The sequence below is a fragment of the Hydrococcus rivularis NIES-593 genome (assembly GCF_001904635.1).
Classification (GTDB): Bacteria; Cyanobacteriota; Cyanobacteriia; order Cyanobacteriales; family Microcystaceae; genus Hydrococcus; species Hydrococcus rivularis.
On the sequence record NZ_MRCB01000012.1, the window covers coordinates 42,066 to 60,515 of the forward strand.

At 49.7% G+C, this 18,450-nt stretch carries 11 protein-coding genes; 6 read left to right on the forward strand and 5 right to left on the reverse strand.

Features of this window, described 5'->3' with window-relative positions:
* The first annotated feature begins 120 nt into the window (after positions 1 to 120).
* Positions 121 to 2,127 (forward strand): transketolase, encoded by a 2,007-nt coding sequence (tkt, locus tag NIES593_RS11670; RefSeq protein ID WP_073599737.1) that lies wholly within the window; start codon positions 121 to 123, stop codon positions 2,125 to 2,127.
* A 50-nt stretch (positions 2,128 to 2,177) separates the two neighbouring features.
* Here tkt and NIES593_RS11675 read toward each other — a convergent pair whose 3' ends face one another.
* Together NIES593_RS11675 and NIES593_RS11680 are read right to left on the reverse strand one after the other, a co-directional pair.
* Complete coding sequence (locus NIES593_RS11675; protein ID WP_073599738.1) at positions 2,178 to 4,202, reverse strand: potassium channel family protein; 2,025 nt, start codon at positions 4,200 to 4,202, stop codon at positions 2,178 to 2,180.
* Positions 4,203 to 4,322: 120 nt separating this feature from the next.
* Positions 4,323 to 5,006 (reverse strand): hypothetical protein, encoded by a 684-nt coding sequence (locus NIES593_RS11680; protein WP_073599739.1) that lies wholly within the window; start codon positions 5,004 to 5,006, stop codon positions 4,323 to 4,325.
* A gap of 121 nt (positions 5,007 to 5,127) precedes the next feature.
* On the opposite strand from NIES593_RS11680, the gene NIES593_RS11685 reads away from it, so the two are divergent.
* Together NIES593_RS11685 and NIES593_RS11690 are read left to right on the forward strand one after the other, a co-directional pair.
* Positions 5,128 to 5,484 carry a hypothetical protein gene (locus NIES593_RS11685; protein ID WP_073599740.1) on the forward strand — a complete coding sequence of 119 codons (357 nt, stop codon included), beginning with the start codon at positions 5,128 to 5,130 and terminating at the stop codon, positions 5,482 to 5,484.
* Between the two features lie 54 nt (positions 5,485 to 5,538).
* Complete coding sequence (locus tag NIES593_RS11690) at positions 5,539 to 7,743, forward strand: lytic transglycosylase domain-containing protein (protein WP_073599741.1); 2,205 nt, start codon at positions 5,539 to 5,541, stop codon at positions 7,741 to 7,743.
* Here the strand turns inward: NIES593_RS11690 and NIES593_RS11695 are convergent.
* A complete protein-coding gene (locus NIES593_RS11695; RefSeq protein ID WP_073599742.1) occupies positions 7,740 to 8,018 on the reverse strand; it encodes a hypothetical protein in 279 nt (92 codons plus the stop codon). The two genes, NIES593_RS11690 and NIES593_RS11695, sit on opposite strands and share 4 nt — an antisense overlap.
* A gap of 518 nt (positions 8,019 to 8,536) precedes the next feature.
* On the opposite strand from NIES593_RS11695, the gene NIES593_RS11700 reads away from it, so the two are divergent.
* Positions 8,537 to 10,162: a peptide chain release factor 3 gene (locus tag NIES593_RS11700; protein ID WP_073599743.1), complete on the forward strand. Its 1,626-nt coding sequence runs from the start codon at positions 8,537 to 8,539 to the stop codon at positions 10,160 to 10,162.
* Between the two features lie 113 nt (positions 10,163 to 10,275).
* On the opposite strand, the gene gltB is transcribed toward NIES593_RS11700, so the two are convergent.
* On the reverse strand, positions 10,276 to 14,946 hold the full coding sequence (gene gltB, locus NIES593_RS11705) for a glutamate synthase large subunit (protein ID WP_073599744.1): 4,671 nt from the start codon (positions 14,944 to 14,946) through the stop codon (positions 10,276 to 10,278).
* Between the two features lie 220 nt (positions 14,947 to 15,166).
* On the opposite strand from gltB, the gene NIES593_RS25195 reads away from it, so the two are divergent.
* Together NIES593_RS25195 and NIES593_RS11710 are read left to right on the forward strand one after the other, a co-directional pair.
* Entirely contained in the window at positions 15,167 to 15,298 is a 132-nt protein-coding gene (locus NIES593_RS25195) for a hypothetical protein (RefSeq protein ID WP_281250731.1), read from the forward strand.
* 338 nt (positions 15,299 to 15,636) lie between these two features.
* Positions 15,637 to 17,736, forward strand: a complete 2,100-nt coding sequence (locus NIES593_RS11710) for a phosphodiester glycosidase family protein (RefSeq protein ID WP_073599745.1) — start codon at positions 15,637 to 15,639, stop codon at positions 17,734 to 17,736.
* Positions 17,737 to 17,738: 2 nt separating this feature from the next.
* On the opposite strand, the gene NIES593_RS11715 is transcribed toward NIES593_RS11710, so the two are convergent.
* Positions 17,739 to 18,446, reverse strand: coding sequence for a tetratricopeptide repeat protein (locus NIES593_RS11715; protein WP_073599746.1), 708 nt, complete (start codon positions 18,444 to 18,446; stop codon positions 17,739 to 17,741).
* Between the last annotated feature and the right edge of the window lie 4 nt (positions 18,447 to 18,450).

An 18,450-nucleotide genomic window follows, 5' to 3' on the forward strand; every position in this document is an offset into this window, starting at 1 on the left:
AGTTATTGCCCGTCGTCCCCGAAAATGGGATGATGGGTATGAGCCTTGGGGCAACCTAGAGCCATCAAGCTTTTACTCACACCAATTGTTGTTTTATTCGTCGTTTACGCTAAGAAAATTATGGTTGTTGCCACCCAGTCACTCGAAGAACGGTGCATTAATTCTATCCGCTTTTTAGCAATTGATGCCGTAGAAAAAGCTAAGTCCGGTCACCCAGGGCTGCCGATGGGAGCTGCTCCAATGGCTTTCGTCCTCTGGGATCGCTTTATGCGTTACAATCCCAAAAACCCCAAGTGGTTTAACCGCGATCGCTTTGTCCTCTCCGCCGGACACGGTTGCATGTTACAGTACGCCTTGCTTTACCTGACGGGCTACGACAGCGTTACCCTCGACGAAATCAAAAATTTCCGCCAGTGGGGTTCTAAAACTCCCGGTCACCCAGAAAATCATATCACGCCAGGGGTAGAAGTCACTACGGGTCCCTTGGGACAGGGAATTGCTAACGCCGTCGGTCTGGCGATAGCCGAAGCCCACTTGGCGGCTAAATTTAACAAGCCCGATTGCAAGCTGGTAGACCACTACACCTACGTTATCCTCGGCGATGGCTGCAACATGGAAGGAATTTCCGGCGAAGCTTGCTCCCTCGCCGGACACTTAGGCTTGGGCAAGCTGATTGCCCTCTACGACGACAACCACATCTCTATCGACGGTTCCACCGATATTGCCTTTACCGAAGATGTGAGCAAGCGCTTTGAAGCCTATGGTTGGCACGTGTTGCACGTAGAAGACGGCAACAAAGACATAGAGAGCATTACCAAAGCGGTCGAAGCGGCTAAAGCCGTCACTGACAAGCCTTCGATGATTAAAGTCACCACCACCATCGGCTATGGCTCTCCGAATAAAGCCAATACCGCAGGCGTTCATGGGGCTGCTCTCGGCAGCGATGAAGTCAAAGCCACCCGCGAGAACCTGGGTTGGCAATACGAACCCTTCGTCGTTCCCGACGACGCGCTAGCGCACTTCCGCAAAGCCGTCGAACGGGGCGCTAGCTATGAAGCCGAATGGCAAGAAACCTTAGCTCGGTACAAGACTAAATATCCTCAAGAAGCTGCCGAATTCGAGCGGCTGCTGAGCGGGAAATTACCCGAAGGATGGGAAAAAGCCCTCCCCACTTATACGCCCGAAGACAAAGCACAAGCTACTCGTAAGTTTTCGGAAGCGACGCTGAACGCCCTAGCGCCCGTCGTCCCCGAACTCATCGGCGGTTCTGCCGACCTCACTCACTCCAACAATACCCTAATCAAGGTGTCTGGCGATTTTCAAAAGGGACAGTACCAAAATCGCAACCTCCGCTTTGGCGTGCGCGAACATGGCATGGGAGCAATCTGTAACGGCATTGCCCTCCACGGTTCGGGCTTGATTCCTTACGGAGCGACCTTCCTAGTCTTCACCGACTACATGCGTAACGCCATTCGTCTCTCGGCTTTATCCGAAGCGGGCGTAATTTGGATTATGACGCACGACTCGGTTGGATTGGGCGAAGATGGTCCTACGCACCAACCCGTCGAACACCTTGCCTCGCTGCGGGCGATTCCTAACCTTACCGTCATTCGTCCGGCAGACGGCAACGAAACCGCTGGCGCATACAAAGTCGCGATCGAAAACCGTCACGCTCCCACGCTGCTAGCGCTGTCTCGTCAAAATCTGCCCAACCTAGCTGGAAGCTCGATCGCAGCAACGACTAAAGGAGCTTACATCCTCAGTGACAGCGAAGGTACGCCCGATCTGATCTTGATCGGTACGGGGAGCGAAACTCAATTGTGCGTTAAGGCAGCCGAAGTGCTGCGCGGTGAAGGAAAGAAAGTGCGCGTGGTTTCTATGCCAAGCTGGGAGCTATTTGAGAAACAAGACGCGGCCTACAAAGAGTCCGTTTTTCCGAAAGCTGTGAGAAAGCGCCTCGCCGTTGAAGCCGGTTCTAGCATGGGCTGGTGTCGCTATGTTACTGATGAAGGCGCGAGCATTAGCATCGATACCTTTGGGGCATCTGCTCCCGGTAATGTTGTTATGGAGAAGTTTGGCTTTACCGTAGATAACGTCATAGCCAAAGCTAAAGCTTTGTTGGGATAAAGTCAAACTTTCCCAAGCTTGAGAACGAAAAGCCCTCTTCGGAGGGCTTTTTAGCGATCGCCTCCAGAAATTAAGCTAGCCTTTACCAGCAGCTTATTGAGTTCTCGGATTAAGCGTTGTGCTTGGTGTTTGTAGAGCATAATTGGTAAGGTTCCCGGCAGATGATTCATTAATTCCCTTGCCTGGCCCAGACTACAGCCAGTAATCCGCGCGATCGCGTTCGCCCCTTCAAAAATAGCCTCTGAAGACAGCGCTCTCTCAACTCTGACCTGCCAGTGTTTGGCGCTGGTATCGATCGTTCCCCGTTCGATGCGTTGCAGTCCGTCGATGGTCGCTAGAACCACCAAGCGATCGCCCACAGCCAAGCGAATATCTCCCAAAGGCATCAAAATTGAAGAATTGGGCAGTTTTTGGTGGAGAATTGGGACTACCCCATAACCGTAAGCGACTTCGCTCAGTAGCAATCCGTTGAGAGTATCTTCAGATTCGATTTGATACTCCGTCACCAAAATCGTCTGGTTGTTGAAGCGAAACAGAGCAATAACCTTCTCGCCAAACGCCGCAGTAGCAAACGCTTCAGCCACTACTGCATGGGTTCCCAAAACCTGTGCCCTGGGCAATAATTGACTCAGATGCTCGCTTAAGCGTTGACTGGAAGTGCGAATAACCAAATGACTGTCAGGATTAATTGCCCGCGCCATCAAAGCAACTTCTAAATTGAGAACTTCATCGTCGGTGACGATAACAACGCTTTTGGCAGTAGAAAGATTGGCTTTTGCAAGAGCTTCCTTCAAATTGCCAAAAATCAAAGGAATATCGAGTATATTTGTCTGCTCGAAGTCGGGATTAAAGGTAATGCCCACTATAGCTTGCTTAAATTCTTGCAATAGCCTTGCTATTCGTTGACCGACCCTACCAAGACCGATAATAGCAATGTGAGCTTGTTGGGGAATGGGGGGACGGCGCTTGATAAACTGGAATTTTGAAGATAGCAGCGCTTCTGTGAGCAAAGCGTACAAGACTCCCACGAACGTCGTACCGGCTAGGCTCAATCCCAAAGAAAAGAGCTGTAACCACCAAGGAATCACTCCTATCTGTTCTAAATTTCCAAATAAATCTCCATAGCCTCCCAACAAAAGAATGACAGTTGCAGTAAAAGCTGCCAGAAAAGTAATCCCTGGATAGTACAGCTCAAACAGCACAGTTCCCATCAACAGAAGAATCGAAACCGTAATCCCGCACAAAAGTGCAACCCGTCGAACTCGCTGCTGAAAGCTTAACTGCCAGAATTTAGACAACTGCCCCCTAAATCGCTTGGGAAAGCGAAGAATGTTTTTTTGCCACTCCCTTCGCTTTAGCTGTCGAGATGGGAGCGTTTGTGCGGGGGAAAAAAACAATTGCTCGGCTGTTTCGAGGTAGACTAGCGTGTCTTCAGCTTGAAGGAGTTCGTTGGGTTCCCAGTCATGGAAAGTGCGAGGTAGGGAGCCGGGATAATGGGTATGATAGAGAATCTGTCGCTGGCGGCTGCCTAATTCGTGGAGAAGACGAACATTGCACCAGCGATCGCTCGAATTTATCTGACGCTTGAGAACTTGCAGCCACTGTCCGTCTAGTTTGAAAAAACATAGCGTTTCGCTGCCCAGTGCGGCAAAGGCAAAAGCCGAGGCAGGTAGTTGAATCGGATCGAAAGCAATAAAATCGCCCAGTTGTTCGCTCAACAGTTGATTGAGATTTTCTTTTGCCGAACGAACGACTAGGCGAGTGCGGGGATTGAGTTGGCGGATCGCTAAAGCAGTCTCTGCATTGACTTGCTCGTTACTGGTTACAATTAGCGCCGCTCGACAGCGGTGGATCTTTGCCCTCTCCAAAATACTATTTTGGCGACAGTCTCCTAAGATTAAGTCTTCCAATAAGTTTGGCAGGTCAGAGATTTCCCAACTATGAGGCTGTACCTGCTCGATAACAATTACGCTAACTCCAAATTCCTTGAGGGCGGCAACGCAGTGTTGCCCTAAACTCCCCAGTCCACAAACCAAAAATCGATCTAATTGTAACTGGGTATCGCGAGCGCTCATTTAGCCAAATCGAGCAAACTCTCTAGCTTTGTCCTTATTTAGCGACTAGCGCCACTTCCATAATATTCATTTTTTGGCACGTCGATCGCGATCGCTCTGCCCGAATGATAATTGGGCGATTTATCTCCTGAGAACCAGATCGGAGTTTAGAGTTAAAGTCAGATCTGAGTTGGGATCGATGGAGATCAATTCGACTTTGCCACTGCCTAAAATCCATCCGGCTAGAGCGCCCAATCCCGCTCCACCCAAGACTTCTTCGATATCGATGTCGCCGAGAATTTCCGCCAGGATGGTAGCGGCAGCACCGCCAATGGCAGCGCCTTCGAGAATATCGTCTGCGCTAGCTCCTTTTTCGACGACTTCGGTTCTCTTGACGACTTTGGAAGTCGCATCGATCGATCGTTCTATCGTCCGTTCTCCCTCGCGATCGATGACGATCTTTTCGGCGACAAACTGCGAGCCGCCTTTTCTGGGTCGAAGTTCGCCAATAATTTCGCTTCCGGCAGGAATGAGAATTGCCCCCGCGCGATTTCTGAGATTAGCAGCGACTTGTAATGTCAGAGGCGCAGTTTCATCCTTGGTCACCAAAATTTTTTCCGCCTTTTCGTATCTGACGGGAATTTGAGTTCCTTCAGGAATGACGACTCGACCTCGACGAGAAACACTGTTAGAAGAATTTCTCGTCGGAAACAGTTGCGCAGAAGCAGACGCAAATGAGATGATAGGAGCAAAAGCCATAATGCTCATCGTCAGAGCGATGAGAATAGAAGTTCTCGCTCGTGCGTTACGTTTTCGTTTGGACATCGGTAAGAGCCTCCTAAATGTCTCTTTAGCAAAAATAGAAGACGTTATGCCGCGATCGCTGGTTCCAGAGTGGAATACAGCTATCACCCCTCTAGCTTAGCGATAAGGAGGGACAAAAATCATGAGAAAATTCCCCCTGACCCTTGCATTCGCCTTCGTATTAACGATGAATTGGGGTTGGCTTCCCCAAGCAAGCCTGAAAGCGCAAACTGGCATAGAAAGAGGCGCCACAGGTAGCGATCGCCCCTCTCAAGTTCCTCCGCAACCTGCCAGCCAACAGCTCGATTATCGGACTCCCCAGCAAATCTTTCTCAGGCGGACGAACAACGCGACGATTACGTGCGCCGAGACGAGTTCAAAGGAGTGCGATCGCGTGATTCCCCAAGTCGAATCGCAAGAAAATAATGAAACCCTCAATCGGCTTCGAGAATCAAGACAAGAAGCAGTAGGAGGCGGCGATCGGCAACCCAACAATTAAACGCCGATCGCGACCGCTAACATAGAGATTGGTTGTAACTATTCTAACGAGCTAATGCCAAAACAACGGATCAACCCAACCTACCTTCTAGGTGGCTCAGGAGCGCTCTTGCTAGCATTGCTAGGCTCGGTCTGGCTCAATCCTCAAGCCGTAGACTGGATAGAACAACGAACCTCCCTCGATCTCGGCTCGGAGCGAACGTCGCACTCAGAAGAACTCGATCGACCGTCGGCTGTTTTAAATTTAACCACCTTACCAGCACAGGAAAGAGAGTCGCAACTCAAAGAAATTGCCTCATCGGGAAAATCCGCGCTAGACAGAAGTCGCGCTCGCTATCTCTTGGCATCGGATCTGATTAAAAAATACGAGGGAGGTCCAGCGCTGCGGCAGTTAGAAGGATTGGAAGACAAATATCCAGTGCTGGCTCCCTACATTCTTCTCAAACGAGGTCGAGCCTACGAACTGACCAACGAAACGCAGCAAGCCACTGAAACCTGGCAGAAGCTGCTCGAAACCTATCCCCAGTCTCCCATCGCTGCCGAAGCGCTTTATAAATTAGGGCAATCGAATCCCAAATACTGGGATCGGGCGATCGCCCAATTTCCCCAACATCCGCGTACCCACGATATCATTGGCGAGCGTCTCAAAAAAAATCCCAAACAGCCCCAATTGATGCTGCTCCTGGTCAAATACGACCCCGACGGCGAAGGAAGCAATGCGATTCGCGATCGCCTCGTCAAAGAGTTTGGCAAGCAGTTAAAACCAGAAGATTGGAGCATGATTGCTGCGGGTTACTGGAAGACAGCCGAATACAAAAAAGCTGCCCAAGCTTATGCGAAAGCCACTCCAACCCCCGAAAGCGCTTACCGCCTTGCCAGAAGTCTACAACTTTCTGACAAAATAGAAGAGGCAAAGAAAGCCTATCAACAACTGATTCAGAGATTTCCTAACGCTGAGGAAACCGGATTGGGATTGCGGCGTTTAGCCAGTCTTTCCAAAACCCAAGAAGCCATCAAATATCTCGATCGCGTCACGAACAAATTTCCCAAAGAAACTCCAGAAGCTCTCCTCGAAAAAGCCAAACTTTTCGATACCCTCAACAATCAAAAAGCAGCCTCTCAAGCGCGACAGAAGTTGCTCTCTCAATACGCCAAATCCGATGCAGCAGCCGAATATCGCTGGCAGGTCGCCCAACAGTATGCCGATGCCGGAGAATTGGTGAAAGCTTGGCAATGGGCCCAGTCGATTGCGACTAACAATGCTGAAAGTCCTCTAGCTCCTAAAGCGACTTTTTGGATCGGCAAGTGGGCGCAACAGCTCGGTCGCCAACAGGATGCTAAAGCCGCTTTCGAACATGTTCTGGCACGCCATCCCCAATCCTATTACGCTTGGCGTGCTGCCGTCCTGTTAGGGTGGAATGTGGGCAATTTTAACAACGTGCGCCAGATGCAACCGACTCTCGTCAAACCGACGCTAAGACCGATGCCAACCGCAGGTTCGGAAACTTTTCAAGAACTCTATCGCCTCGGTTTAAACGACGAAGCTTGGACGCTGTTTCGTGCCGAAGTGCGCGATCCGTGGAAACTCACGGTAGACGAACAGTTTACCAAAGGGCTGCTCAAACTCGCCCAAGGCAAACATTTACAAGGGATTAACAACGTTGGCACGCTACGCGATCGAAAAGACCCTCAAGATCGAAGCCAATGGCAAGCCTTGCGGCAAAAACCCGAATACTGGTACGCTCTCTTTCCTTTTCCGTTTTACCAATCTATTCTCTCTTGGTCGCAGCAGCGCCAGCTCAATCCCGTCCTAGTTACTTCTCTGATTCGCCAAGAATCCCGCTTTGAAACCGACATCCGCTCTCCTGTTGGAGCAGTTGGCTTGATGCAAGTCATGCCAAAAACCGGAGAATGGATTGCCAAGCAACTACAACTCAAGGAATATTCTCTGACCGATCCTCAAGACAACATCAAATTAGGGACTTGGTATCTCGACCACACCCATCAAGAGTACGACAATAATTCGCTTTTGGCGATCGCCAGTTACAATGCCGGTCCCGGAAATGTCGCTCAATGGCTGGAAAGATATCGCACTAGCGATCCCGATGTTTTTGTCGAAAAAATTCCTTTTCGGGAAACTAAAGGCTACGTCGAGTCAGTGTTTGGGAATTACTGGAATTACTTGCGCATTTACGATCCTGAGATTGCTAATTTGCTCGCGCAATACACCAACCAACCATTTAATCCTCGATCGAATTAGAAGAAATTTTGGCATGGGCGAGCAAGCGGCGATCGCACTGGGAGATTGTTCGGCGCTGACACTGTTCTTTCGCTGTAGAACGGTTTAATTATGCCGTGGTACTCAGCCATTGCAGAAGCAGCCAGTTTTGCAAGAATATTTGGCGATCGGGAGAATGATTCATCCCAACGTCGCTCGTCCTCTATTTCTTCCAAAATCATTGCAGCGATCGCATCCTGCTCGTCAGCAGGTAAAGTTTTCAGTTGGGCGATCGCCCGTTCAGGCAATTCGGTCATTGCCAAAGCACTCTCATCATCAAGGTTACTAACTATTATCGCTCACTGAACAGCCGAAAGAACTCCTGTGCGGCTCAGTGTGTATAGTTAGCAGTCGCAAGCATGATGGAATTCGTAAGGGCTTTAGGCGGCATGGAAATATGGAAATATTGGCTTTCCGATCGTCAACTCAGCCTACAGCAATGAGCACTCTCTTAAGTAAGCAACCATAAATAAACGATCTACTTAACTATATTGAATACTTCTCAACAAACTTCATACCGGAAACAAACAGCCTCCAAATGACTGCTGCAACCAGCAAGCGAAGCCGTAGAACAGAAAGTTATGCTAGCCTAGTTGAACTATCGAGTCGATCGTTCTTGTTTCGCCAAAACAATACTTATGACGATTGACTTGCGATCGAGGAGACGAAAAAATTATCTCGCGGACGTTTCCAGAACCGACACTAATAGTCGAACGAGTGTTAGCTGCGCGAATATATTTATCTAAACCAACCCAAACTTTAGAATAGTTGACTAATGACGACAGATATTCAAACCGAATTAAAACAAGCAGTAGAACGAAGAAGAAATTTTGCCATTATTTCTCACCCAGACGCAGGGAAAACAACCCTGACAGAAAAGCTTCTTCTCTATGGGGGTGCCATTCACCAAGCGGGTGCAGTAAAAGCAAGACGCACACAACGCAAAGCAACGTCTGACTGGATGGCGATGGAACAGCAGCGGGGAATCTCTATCACTTCGACGGTGTTGCAATTCGATTACAACAATTATCAGATTAACCTGTTAGATACGCCAGGACACCAAGACTTTAGCGAAGATACCTATCGGACTCTGGCGGCAGCAGATAATGCAGTGATGTTAATCGACGCGGCAAAAGGTTTGGAACCGCAGACGCGAAAACTGTTTGAAGTTTGTAAAATGCGATCGCTGCCCATTTTTACCTTTATCAATAAACTCGATCGCCCCGGACGCGAACCGTTAGAATCGATCGATGAAATCGAGCAAGAATTAGGGTTACAAACCTATGCGGTCAATTGGCCCATTGGGATGGGCGATCGCTTTAAAGGCATATTCGATCGTCGCCAACAAGCTATACACCTATTTGAACGTCGCGCCCACGGCAGCCAGCAAGCCGAAGAAAGGGTGATAAGCCTCGGCGACCCCAAAATTGAAGAATATCTCGATCGAGACCTCTATTACCAGCTCAAAGAAGATTTAGAACTTCTTGGCGAACTGGGCGGAGAGTTAGATTTAGAAGCCGTTCATGCCGGACAAATGACCCCGGTTTTCTTTGGCAGTGCCATGACTAATTTTGGAGTTCGGCTATTTCTGGAAGCCTTTCTAGAGTATGCCCTAAAACCAGGCGGGCGCAATTCTTCCCTTGGCGTTCTCGATCCGATTTATCCAGAGTTCACGGGATTCGTCTTCAAGCTGCAAGCAAATATGGATCCCAAACATCGGGACAGAGTTGCCTTCATTCGCGTTTGCACCGGAAAGTTTGAAAAAGACATGACGGTAAACCACGCACGCACGGGTAAAACAATACGCCTCTCTCGTCCTCAAAAACTCTTTGCCCAGGATCGGGAGTCGATTGAAACTGCCTATCCAGGAGACGTAATCGGATTGAATAACCCAGGCGTATTCGCGATCGGCGACACGATATATAATGGCAAAAAGTTGGAATACGAAGGCATCCCCTGCTTCTCTCCCGAACTGTTTGCCTACCTGAAAAATCCCAATCCGTCTAAATTTAAGCAATTCCAAAAAGGCATTCAGGAGTTGCGCGAAGAAGGTGCAGTTCAGATTATGTATTCGATGGATGATTTCAAGCGCGATCCGATTTTAGCTGCGGTAGGACAGTTACAGTTTGAAGTCGTCCAGTTTCGCATGCAAAACGAGTACGGCGTAGAAACTACAATAGAACCCTTACCCTATAACCTAGCCCGTTGGGTAGCAGGTGGTTGGGACGCGATCGAAAAGGCAGGGAGAATATTCAATACGCTTACTGTCAAAGATAATTGGGGTCGTCCCGTGTTGCTGTTTAAGAATGAGTGGAATTTGCAGCAAGTTAAAGAAGACCACCCAGAATTGCAATTAAATGCGATCGCACCTGTAGGTTCGGGATTGCAACCGGAGAATTAGTGGTTAATAGTTACAGGTGTTTGGTGTAGATCGACTTATGAACATCGACTTTTAAACAACGCGATCGCACAAAACTAAAAGACAGGAGAAAAATCTCCTGCCTTTGCTGCATTTTACTGAACCGGAGTCAGGGTTTTTTCTTTTTCTTCTACTGCCTCAGGATTGGTTTCTGGCGCGTTTGCCTCCGATGGCGGAACGACTTGCCAGAATTTGTCAAGATAGGACTTCCAGTTGTTGAGGATGGCTTTACCTTTAGGGCTGCCTGTCTTTTCGACGTGTGCCTCGATTAGCCCTTTCAACAATTCTTCACCAGCCGGCGTACAGATCCGTTGAATTTTAACAATGTCTTTATTGACTTTTTCCGGGAAAGACCCATCCTCATCGAGGAAGTATGCTAAGCCTCCCGTCATACCAGCCCCGACGTTGCGCCCGACAGAACCGAGGACGACCACTACGCCACCCGTCATGTATTCGCAACAGTGGTCGCCCGCCCCTTCGATAACGGCTTTAGCGAGGGAATTACGGACGGCAAATCGTTCGCCCGCGCGACCGTTGGCATACAGTAAGCCGCCTGTTGCCCCGTAGAGACAGGTATTGCCGACGATCGCGTTTTCTGAGGGATCGTAGGTAGCTTCCTTGGGAGGCACGATCGCGATTTCGCCGCCGTGCATGCCTTTACCGACATAATCGTTTGCCTCTCCTTCTAGCAATAGCTTTATGCCGGGTAGGTTAAAAGCGCCAAAACTTTGACCGGCAGAACCCTTGAATTTCAAGGTAATTTCTCCTTCAAAGCCGTTGTTTCCATATTGTTGAGCGATCGCGCCGGCAATTCTTGCCCCAACCGTGCGATCGGTGTTGACGATCGCGATTTCCTTGGTGATAACGCCTTGGTTTTGGATGGCTGCGGCTATTTCAGGATCTGCCAGCAAGCGATCGTCGAGAACGTGGCCGTTACTATGGACTTCTTCGTGGTTTAACCAACTGCGGTTTTCTCGAACGTTGGGCAGATTGAGCAAACAATCGAGATTGAGTGCCTGGGTTTTAGTTAATTTGGCTCCTTCTCTCATTTTCAATAAGTCGGTGCGACCGATAATTTCGTCCAGACGACGATAGCCTAACCGCGCCAGCAGCGATCGCACCTCTTGGGCGATGAAGTAAAAGAAATTGACCACATGTTCTGGTATGCCAGTAAACCTCGCTCTCAAGCGTTCCTGTTGAGTAGCGACTCCTACCGGACAGTTATTGGTATGACAGATCCGCGCCATAATGCAGCCTTCGGCAATCATGGAAATCGAGCCGAAGCCGAATTCTTCTGCACCCATTAAAGCTGCCATAACGACATCCCAACCCGTTTTCAACCCGCCATCTGCTCGCAGAATCACGCGATCGCGCAATTGATTTTCAAGCAGCACGCGATGAACTTCCGTCACGCCCAATTCCCAGGGACCGCCAGCATGCTTGATCGAACTGAGGGGAGATGCTCCCGTACCGCCGTCGTGACCGGAAATTTGAATGATGTCTGCATTTGCCTTAGCAACGCCAGCCGCTACCGTACCGATGCCGATTTCAGCAACCAGCTTGACCGATACTTGCGCTTTCGGGTTGATCTGATGTAGGTCGAAGATTAGCTGCGCCAAGTCCTCAATTGAATAGATATCGTGGTGGGGCGGCGGAGAAATCAAGTCAACTCCGGGTTTAGAACGCCGCAACATGGCGATGTAGGGGCTGACTTTCTTGCCGGGTAACTGACCGCCTTCTCCTGGCTTCGCGCCTTGGGCAATCTTAATTTCTAGTTGCTTAGCGCTCATTAAATATTCGGGGGTAACTCCAAAGCGTCCAGAGGCGATCTGTTTGATGGCAGAACTTGCCGTATCGCCGTTGCGCAGTCCCTTCAGGTGAGGCAAGGTAGGAGAGTTGCCGTTTTCGTCTACATCGTCGAGAATCTTGAAGCGGATGGGATCTTCGCCGCCTTCTCCCGAATTGGATTTGCCGCCGAGACGGTTCATCGCGATCGCTAGGATTTCGTGTGCTTCTCGCGACAGTGCCCCTAATGACATGCCGCCCGTGCAGAAGCGCTTGACAATCGATTCGATGGATTCGACTTCTTCGATGGGAATAGAAGCGCGATCGGGTTGGAAATCCAATAAATCTCGCAGCGCCGTCACCGGACGGTCTGCCAGGTATTTTTGGTAGACTTCGTAGTGGTCGTAAGCTTCCTTGTTATCAGAAGAGCCGTTGTTTTCACCTTTGTAGGCTGCAACTGCCTTATGCAGCGCCTTTGCCATCTCTGGGGAGTTCATATGATATTCTCCGCCGGGACGGTAGTTGACAAAACCGTAATTTTCTAATTTCTTAAGCGTTAGGTTGGGGAAGGCTTGTCTGTGGAAGGAAATGACTTCTTGCGCCAATTCTTCTACGCTCAAGCCGCCAACTCGACTGGTAGTTCCCCTAAACGCCAGATCGATTAATTTGCCTCCCAAACCGATCGCTTCAAAGATTTGCGCTCCATGGTAGGACGAGAGAAGCGAAATTCCCATTTTGGAGAGAATCTTCAACAAGCCAGCTTCTACCGCCTTGCGATAGCGTTTGAGAGCTGTTTCTAGAGTAATAGCTTCTAGCTTGCCATTGGCCATCATCTTTTGCGTTTTTGAGTCGTTCCACCAATGGCGCACAGATTCTAGGGCCAGGTAGGGGCAGACTGCCGACGCGCCGTAGCCGATTAAACAAGCAAAGTGGTGGGTACTCCAACACTGGGCGGTATCTACAATTAATGAGGCGCTCAAGCGCAGCCCTTCCCGAATCAGATGATGGTGTACTGCCCCCACTGCTAGCAGGGGAGGAATGTAGCTCTGAGTTTCATCAATGGTACGTCCGTTAGCGCGATCGCTCAGGATTAGAATTTCTGCTCCCGAACGAACGGCTTGGGCAGCTTCGTCGCACAGCCGCCGCAAAGCGATTTCTAACCCCCTTGGTCCGTTGGCGATTTCAAATAAAGTCGATAGTTCTACCGTAGCAAACTCGGAGGCTTTAATAGCTGCAAACTCGGTTTCGTTGAGAATGGGGGTTTCCAGTTTCAGGAGACGAGCGGCTTCTGGACTGGGAGCGAGTAGATTGCCCCGTTTGCCCAACAGCACCTCCAACGACATGACTAAGCTTTCCCGCAGGGGATCGATAGGCGGATTGGTGACTTGAGCAAAGCGCTGTTTGAAATAGTCGTAGAGTAAGCGGGGTTTACTCGATAGCACTGCCAAGGGGGTATCGTCTCCCATACAGAAGGTAGGTTCTTTGCCTTGACTTGCCATCGGCTCGATAATCATCTCGACATCTTCTGCCGTATAGCCAAAAGCCGTCTGATAGCGCAGTAAAGCTGCGTCGTCTTCTATCTGGAGCTTTTCACAGAAGGATTGCACTCCGACTTCTTGGCGAAAAGCATTTACCCACTCGCCGTAGGGATGCTGTTTGGCAATGCGCTGCTTGATCTCCCAATTTTTCAGAATTTCTTGGGTTTCTAGATTCACTGCGATCGCTTCTCCGGGACCCAAGCGCCCTTTCTCGACGATCTCCGCCTCTGGAAGGGAAACGACTCCCGCTTCGGAGGCGACGACGACGTAGCCATCTTTGGTGATGCTGTAACGAGCGGGGCGCAAACCGTTGCGATCCAAGCAGGCACCAACGGTCTTACCATCGCTAAAGACGAGCAAAGCGGGTCCGTCCCAGGGTTCTTGCAGTCCGCTGTAGTAGCGATAGAACTCGACGATTTCTGGGTAGTTCTTTAAATCGGGCTGGTTTTGGTACGCTTCCGGCACCAGGATCGTCGCTGCTTCTAGGGGGCTGCGTCCGGTACGCACTAACAGCTCCATCGAGCTATCCAGGTTGTAGGAGTCGCTGTTATCGATATTAACGATGGGCGTGAGCGCGTCGAGTTGCTCTGCCGTCCATCCCGGCACTTCTAGATTCATTTCCCGTGCCGCCATCCAGTTGATATTGCCTAGCAGAGTGTTGATCTCGCCGTTATGACCCAATAACCGCATTGGCTGAGCGAGGGGCCATTTAGGCATGGTGTTGGTGCTGAAGCGGCGGTGGTAGACGGCAAACTGACTTTGATAGTTAGGATCTTTGAGGTCGAGATAAAACTCTCCCAGGACTGCTGCTCTCACCATGCCTTTGTAGACGATCGTGCGGCAGGAAAACGAGCAAACATAAAAATCGTCGGCTAATTTTTTTCCAACTCGCGATCGCGCTATGTAGAGAACCTTATCTAATGCATCTCCAGCCAAGTTATCGGGAGATTTCACCATAATTTGCGCGATGTAAGGCTGATTTTCCCGCGCTTGCACTCCCAGCACTTCCGGACGCACGGGAACTTCTCGCCATCCCAGTACGGTTAATTTTTCGGCTTTGACTGCCTCTTCTACATCAGCCATCGCCTCCGCTCGTCTGGAGGGTTCTTGAGGCAAAAACACCATCCCCACGCCCAGACGTTCTGCTGGCGGCATGGAAAGATTATTGGCTCTAAACCAGCCCTCAAATAGTCGCAGCGGCAGGGCAGTCATTACGCCCGAACCATCGCCCGAATCGTTATCTGCACTGCACGCTCCCCGATGCTCCATACAGCCTAACGCCGATAGGGCTTGTTCGATGAGTGCGTAACTCCCTCGACCTTTAACGTCGGCGATAAAGCCAACTCCGCAAGCATCCCGTTCCTCCGTTAGCCATCTGGGACCGAGATAAGGCATTTCCCGTTCGGGTTGGTTGGTTGATTGACTGCGATTCTCTCTATTCATTCTCTTTCTACGATCTATGCTGGTTTAAGGTAAAGGTATTGATATTATTGGTTAGCTTTAAAATGGCTGCTGCCGCCAAATTCCGGTTGACAAATACGAGATTTGGATCCGATTATGAGGGAAACAAAATTAAGCTTGATTAAATTTGTTTATTTAGTCTAAGTTTATTTAGTCTAAATATTAGGATATCCTGTCCGCATTTTCGCGCAGAACGTCCTAAGTGCATTTGCCCTTAACCCAAACAATTCGCCATTCACTGTACGATCGATTGCGAATTGGATTGCCCCGTCTATTTGCCCAACTTAGCCGCGACGGTATCGCTCAACAATCGTTAGCAACTGCTGAGTTTTAAAGAATGACCTTTTGGCTTTATCGAAGTGAAGCAACTGGCGTTCTCCAAGATATCTGGTAAATCTTGGCGGATAGGTGAATTTTCTCCGCTTAGCAATAATCAATATTATAAGAAATATTGAATTTTAACAATCTCCAGTTCGAGTTGGTGTTATTTTAATTGGCTTAGGCTTGCTACTACCATCAAGCCAGCAATAGCAATCGCGATCGCCCGTTCGAGTCAGAGAGATCGAAACGAAAAAGTCATCAATCCATGATGTATTACAATCATTTTTGTGCGATCGCAGCGCGATCGGAATAAAAATTAAATTCTTAATAAAGTAACTTGAGGGCGTATCTGTGACTGACTCAATTTGGAAATCAGTAGGCTTGTTTTCTTTTTCTCTACTCGCGACGCTAGTTGTCTACTCCTTCTCAGTTGGTTCGTCGGCTGAAACAGAACGCGATCGCCCTCAGAAGTTAGATGTAGGAGAGAGTTTGGAAATCCGCTCGCCTAGAAGTCAGGAGGATTTCAAGGCAGAGAACCAGGATCGCTACACCGCCCCGCCAATTCGCGAAACGCCCGTACAGAAGTTAGAAGCTGTTCGAGTGTCTGCTACCATCCCTCAAACCAGTACTGCTGCGAACGCAGAACTTACCGCAATCGAGCATTCAAAATTCAGAATTCAGAATTCTTTAATCGCTCAAACTCCCTCTCCCGACTTCCAACCAAGTCGGGAAATCTCTCTCAACGGACGCCGGTTTCCGATCGCTTGGACGCAATGGAACGAAAATGGTTCGGTTCGCACGGGCATTACCGACACCGGAGCCATGCAAGCCTTGGGAGTAGAACTCCTCAGTACCAATAGATCGGACGTACAGCCCGTACTTTGGTTTCCAGCCGATCCCAATCGACCGATTTCTCTTGGAGCAAAATTGATTAGCCCGTACCGCTATATCGATATTACCGAGCTAGTCAATCGAGCAGGCGGTCAATTGCAAGTAGCAGGCAACATTCTCAACATCGACTTTCCCCAACCGCAGATCCTCAACATTCGTCAAGGCAATCAAACTTGGGGCAAGCGCCTGGTTATCGATTTGGATCGTCCGGTTTTCTGGCAAGTCAGTCAAGCCCCCAAGCAAGGAGCCGTGATCGTTGAAGGCCTGGCAACTCCCGAACTATTAGCCCAATTTCAACCATCGCCTACAGCTGACAATGCCATTCAGGCAACCGATGAGGACGATATGGGCAGCGGGGCTCCCTCGCCTGCGCCCACTAAGCTTGACGAGCAGTTGTTTTCCTTGCAAAGCGATGGCAAAATTACTAAGTTACTGATCGACTTGCCAACGGCTCATGGGGTGCAAGTATTTAGCCTAGCCAATCCCAACCGATTAGTCGTCGATATTCGTCCCGATGTCATGAAGCAGCGAGATATTGTCTGGGCACCGGGAGTGATTTGGCGACAGCGGTTTGTCAGGCTCGATCGCAGCTATTTTCCAGTGAATTGGTTGGAGATCGACCCGCGCGCGCCGGGAATCTCCCTCAAACCCATCACCAGCAATCCCAATACCTTAGAAGGCATTGCTCCCCTAGTAATGACTGCTCGTTCTTGGCAGGCAACGGCGGCAATTAACGGCGGCTTCTTCAACCGCGATAGCAAGCTGCCGCTGGGGGCAATTCGTCAGGATAACCGTTGGCTATCGAGTCCCATTCTCAACCGAGGCGCGATCGCATGGAATGACAAAGGACAGGTTAAAATCGGTCGCCTCGCATTTCGAGAAACGCTAGCAACATCGACGGGAGAGCGTCTGCCGATTCTCTTCCTCAATAGCGGCTACGTAGACGCGGGAATGGCTCGCTATACGCCTGAGTGGGGAGCGAATTACAAAACTCTGACAGATAACGAGACAATCGTTGTCGTACAAAATAACCGCGTTACCCAACAGCTACAGGCAGGATTGGCTGGAAAAGATGCATTTGCCATCCCCACGGATGGCTATTTATTGGCAATTCGCAAAAATGGCGTACCTGCCGCCGCCTTGCTCGTCGGCACGCAAGTGACGCTGGAGAGCAGCACATTTCCAGCCGACTTTGCTAGTTACCCTCACGTTTTAGGGGCGGGCCCTCTTTTAGTCCAAAACGGTCGCATCGTCCTCAACGCCGCCTCGGAACGATTCAGCACGAGTTTCCAAAAACAAATGGCGTCTCGCAGCGCGATCGCGACGAGCGATCGGGGTACGTTAATTATTGCTACAGTTCACAACCGCGTAGGCGGACGAGGGGCAACCCTTGGCGAACTGGCTCAGATTATGCAAAAGTTAGGGGCAGTCGATGCCCTCAATCTCGATGGAGGAAGTTCGACCTCTCTATCGCTTGGCGGTCAACTGATCGATCGCTCTCCCGTTACCGCCGCTCGCGTCCATAATGGAATTGGGATTTTCCTGTCTACTTCCCCATAAACTCATCGAGTTTTTGCATCTTTTTTCTTCAGCGAGGCGAGCCGATTTTGCACGGCTTGATAGGCTTCTGTATTTCCCTGTTGCTTGAAAATCTCGGCGGCTTGCTTCAAATCGAGGATAGCACCTTCTCGATTGCCTAAATCCCAACGAGCGAGAGCGCGATTGTAATAAGCTTCCGCATATTCCGGATTGCTAGCAATCACTTGAGAAAGTTCAAAGTCAGCGCCTTTGTTGTCTCCTGTATTCAAATAGACGAGACCCAAAGTATTATGGGCAAAGGGTTCGTTGGGATTCAGTTTAAGTGCTGCCCGAGCATCGGCGATCGCGTTTTTATAATCTCCCGATTGTAAATAGATATTAGCTCGGTTAACGTAAGCCTCGATAAAGTTGGGATCGAGTTGCAAGGCTTTAGTAAAATCGGCGATCGCTTTCTCGGTTTCTCCCAATTGACTGTAGGCAAAACCTCGGTTGAAATAAGCGTCTGCATCATTACTATTAATTTTCAGGGCTTTAGTAAAGTCTTCGCTTGCTCCTTTGTAGTCGCCGCCTTGGGTTTTTTCGATTCCCCGTTGGACTAGCTCTACAGAATTGACTTGAATAAGCTGGCTGTTAATCTGTCCGGTTTCGCTTGGCGACAGAAAGGTACAGGCACTTGCCAGACCAACCAGAATAGCCGTCAAACCTAGCAAAGGAGTGGAATAGGTAGACATGTTC

Bases quoted from the DNA above. Each gene is read 5' to 3' on its own strand.
- tkt (WP_073599737.1), top strand. From the start codon at position 121: ATGGTTGTTGCCACCCAGTCACTCGAAGAACGGTGCATTAATTCTATC.
- NIES593_RS11675 (WP_073599738.1), bottom strand. From the start codon at position 4,202: ATGAGCGCTCGCGATACCCAGTTACAATTAGATCGATTTTTGGTTTGT.
- NIES593_RS11680 (WP_073599739.1), bottom strand. From the start codon at position 5,006: ATGTCCAAACGAAAACGTAACGCACGAGCGAGAACTTCTATTCTCATC.
- NIES593_RS11685 (WP_073599740.1), top strand. From the start codon at position 5,128: ATGAGAAAATTCCCCCTGACCCTTGCATTCGCCTTCGTATTAACGATG.
- NIES593_RS11690 (WP_073599741.1), top strand. From the start codon at position 5,539: ATGCCAAAACAACGGATCAACCCAACCTACCTTCTAGGTGGCTCAGGA.
- NIES593_RS11695 (WP_073599742.1), bottom strand. From the start codon at position 8,018: ATGACCGAATTGCCTGAACGGGCGATCGCCCAACTGAAAACTTTACCT.
- NIES593_RS11700 (WP_073599743.1), top strand. From the start codon at position 8,537: ATGACGACAGATATTCAAACCGAATTAAAACAAGCAGTAGAACGAAGA.
- gltB (WP_073599744.1), bottom strand. From the start codon at position 14,946: ATGAATAGAGAGAATCGCAGTCAATCAACCAACCAACCCGAACGGGAA.
- NIES593_RS11715 (WP_073599746.1), bottom strand. From the start codon at position 18,446: ATGTCTACCTATTCCACTCCTTTGCTAGGTTTGACGGCTATTCTGGTT.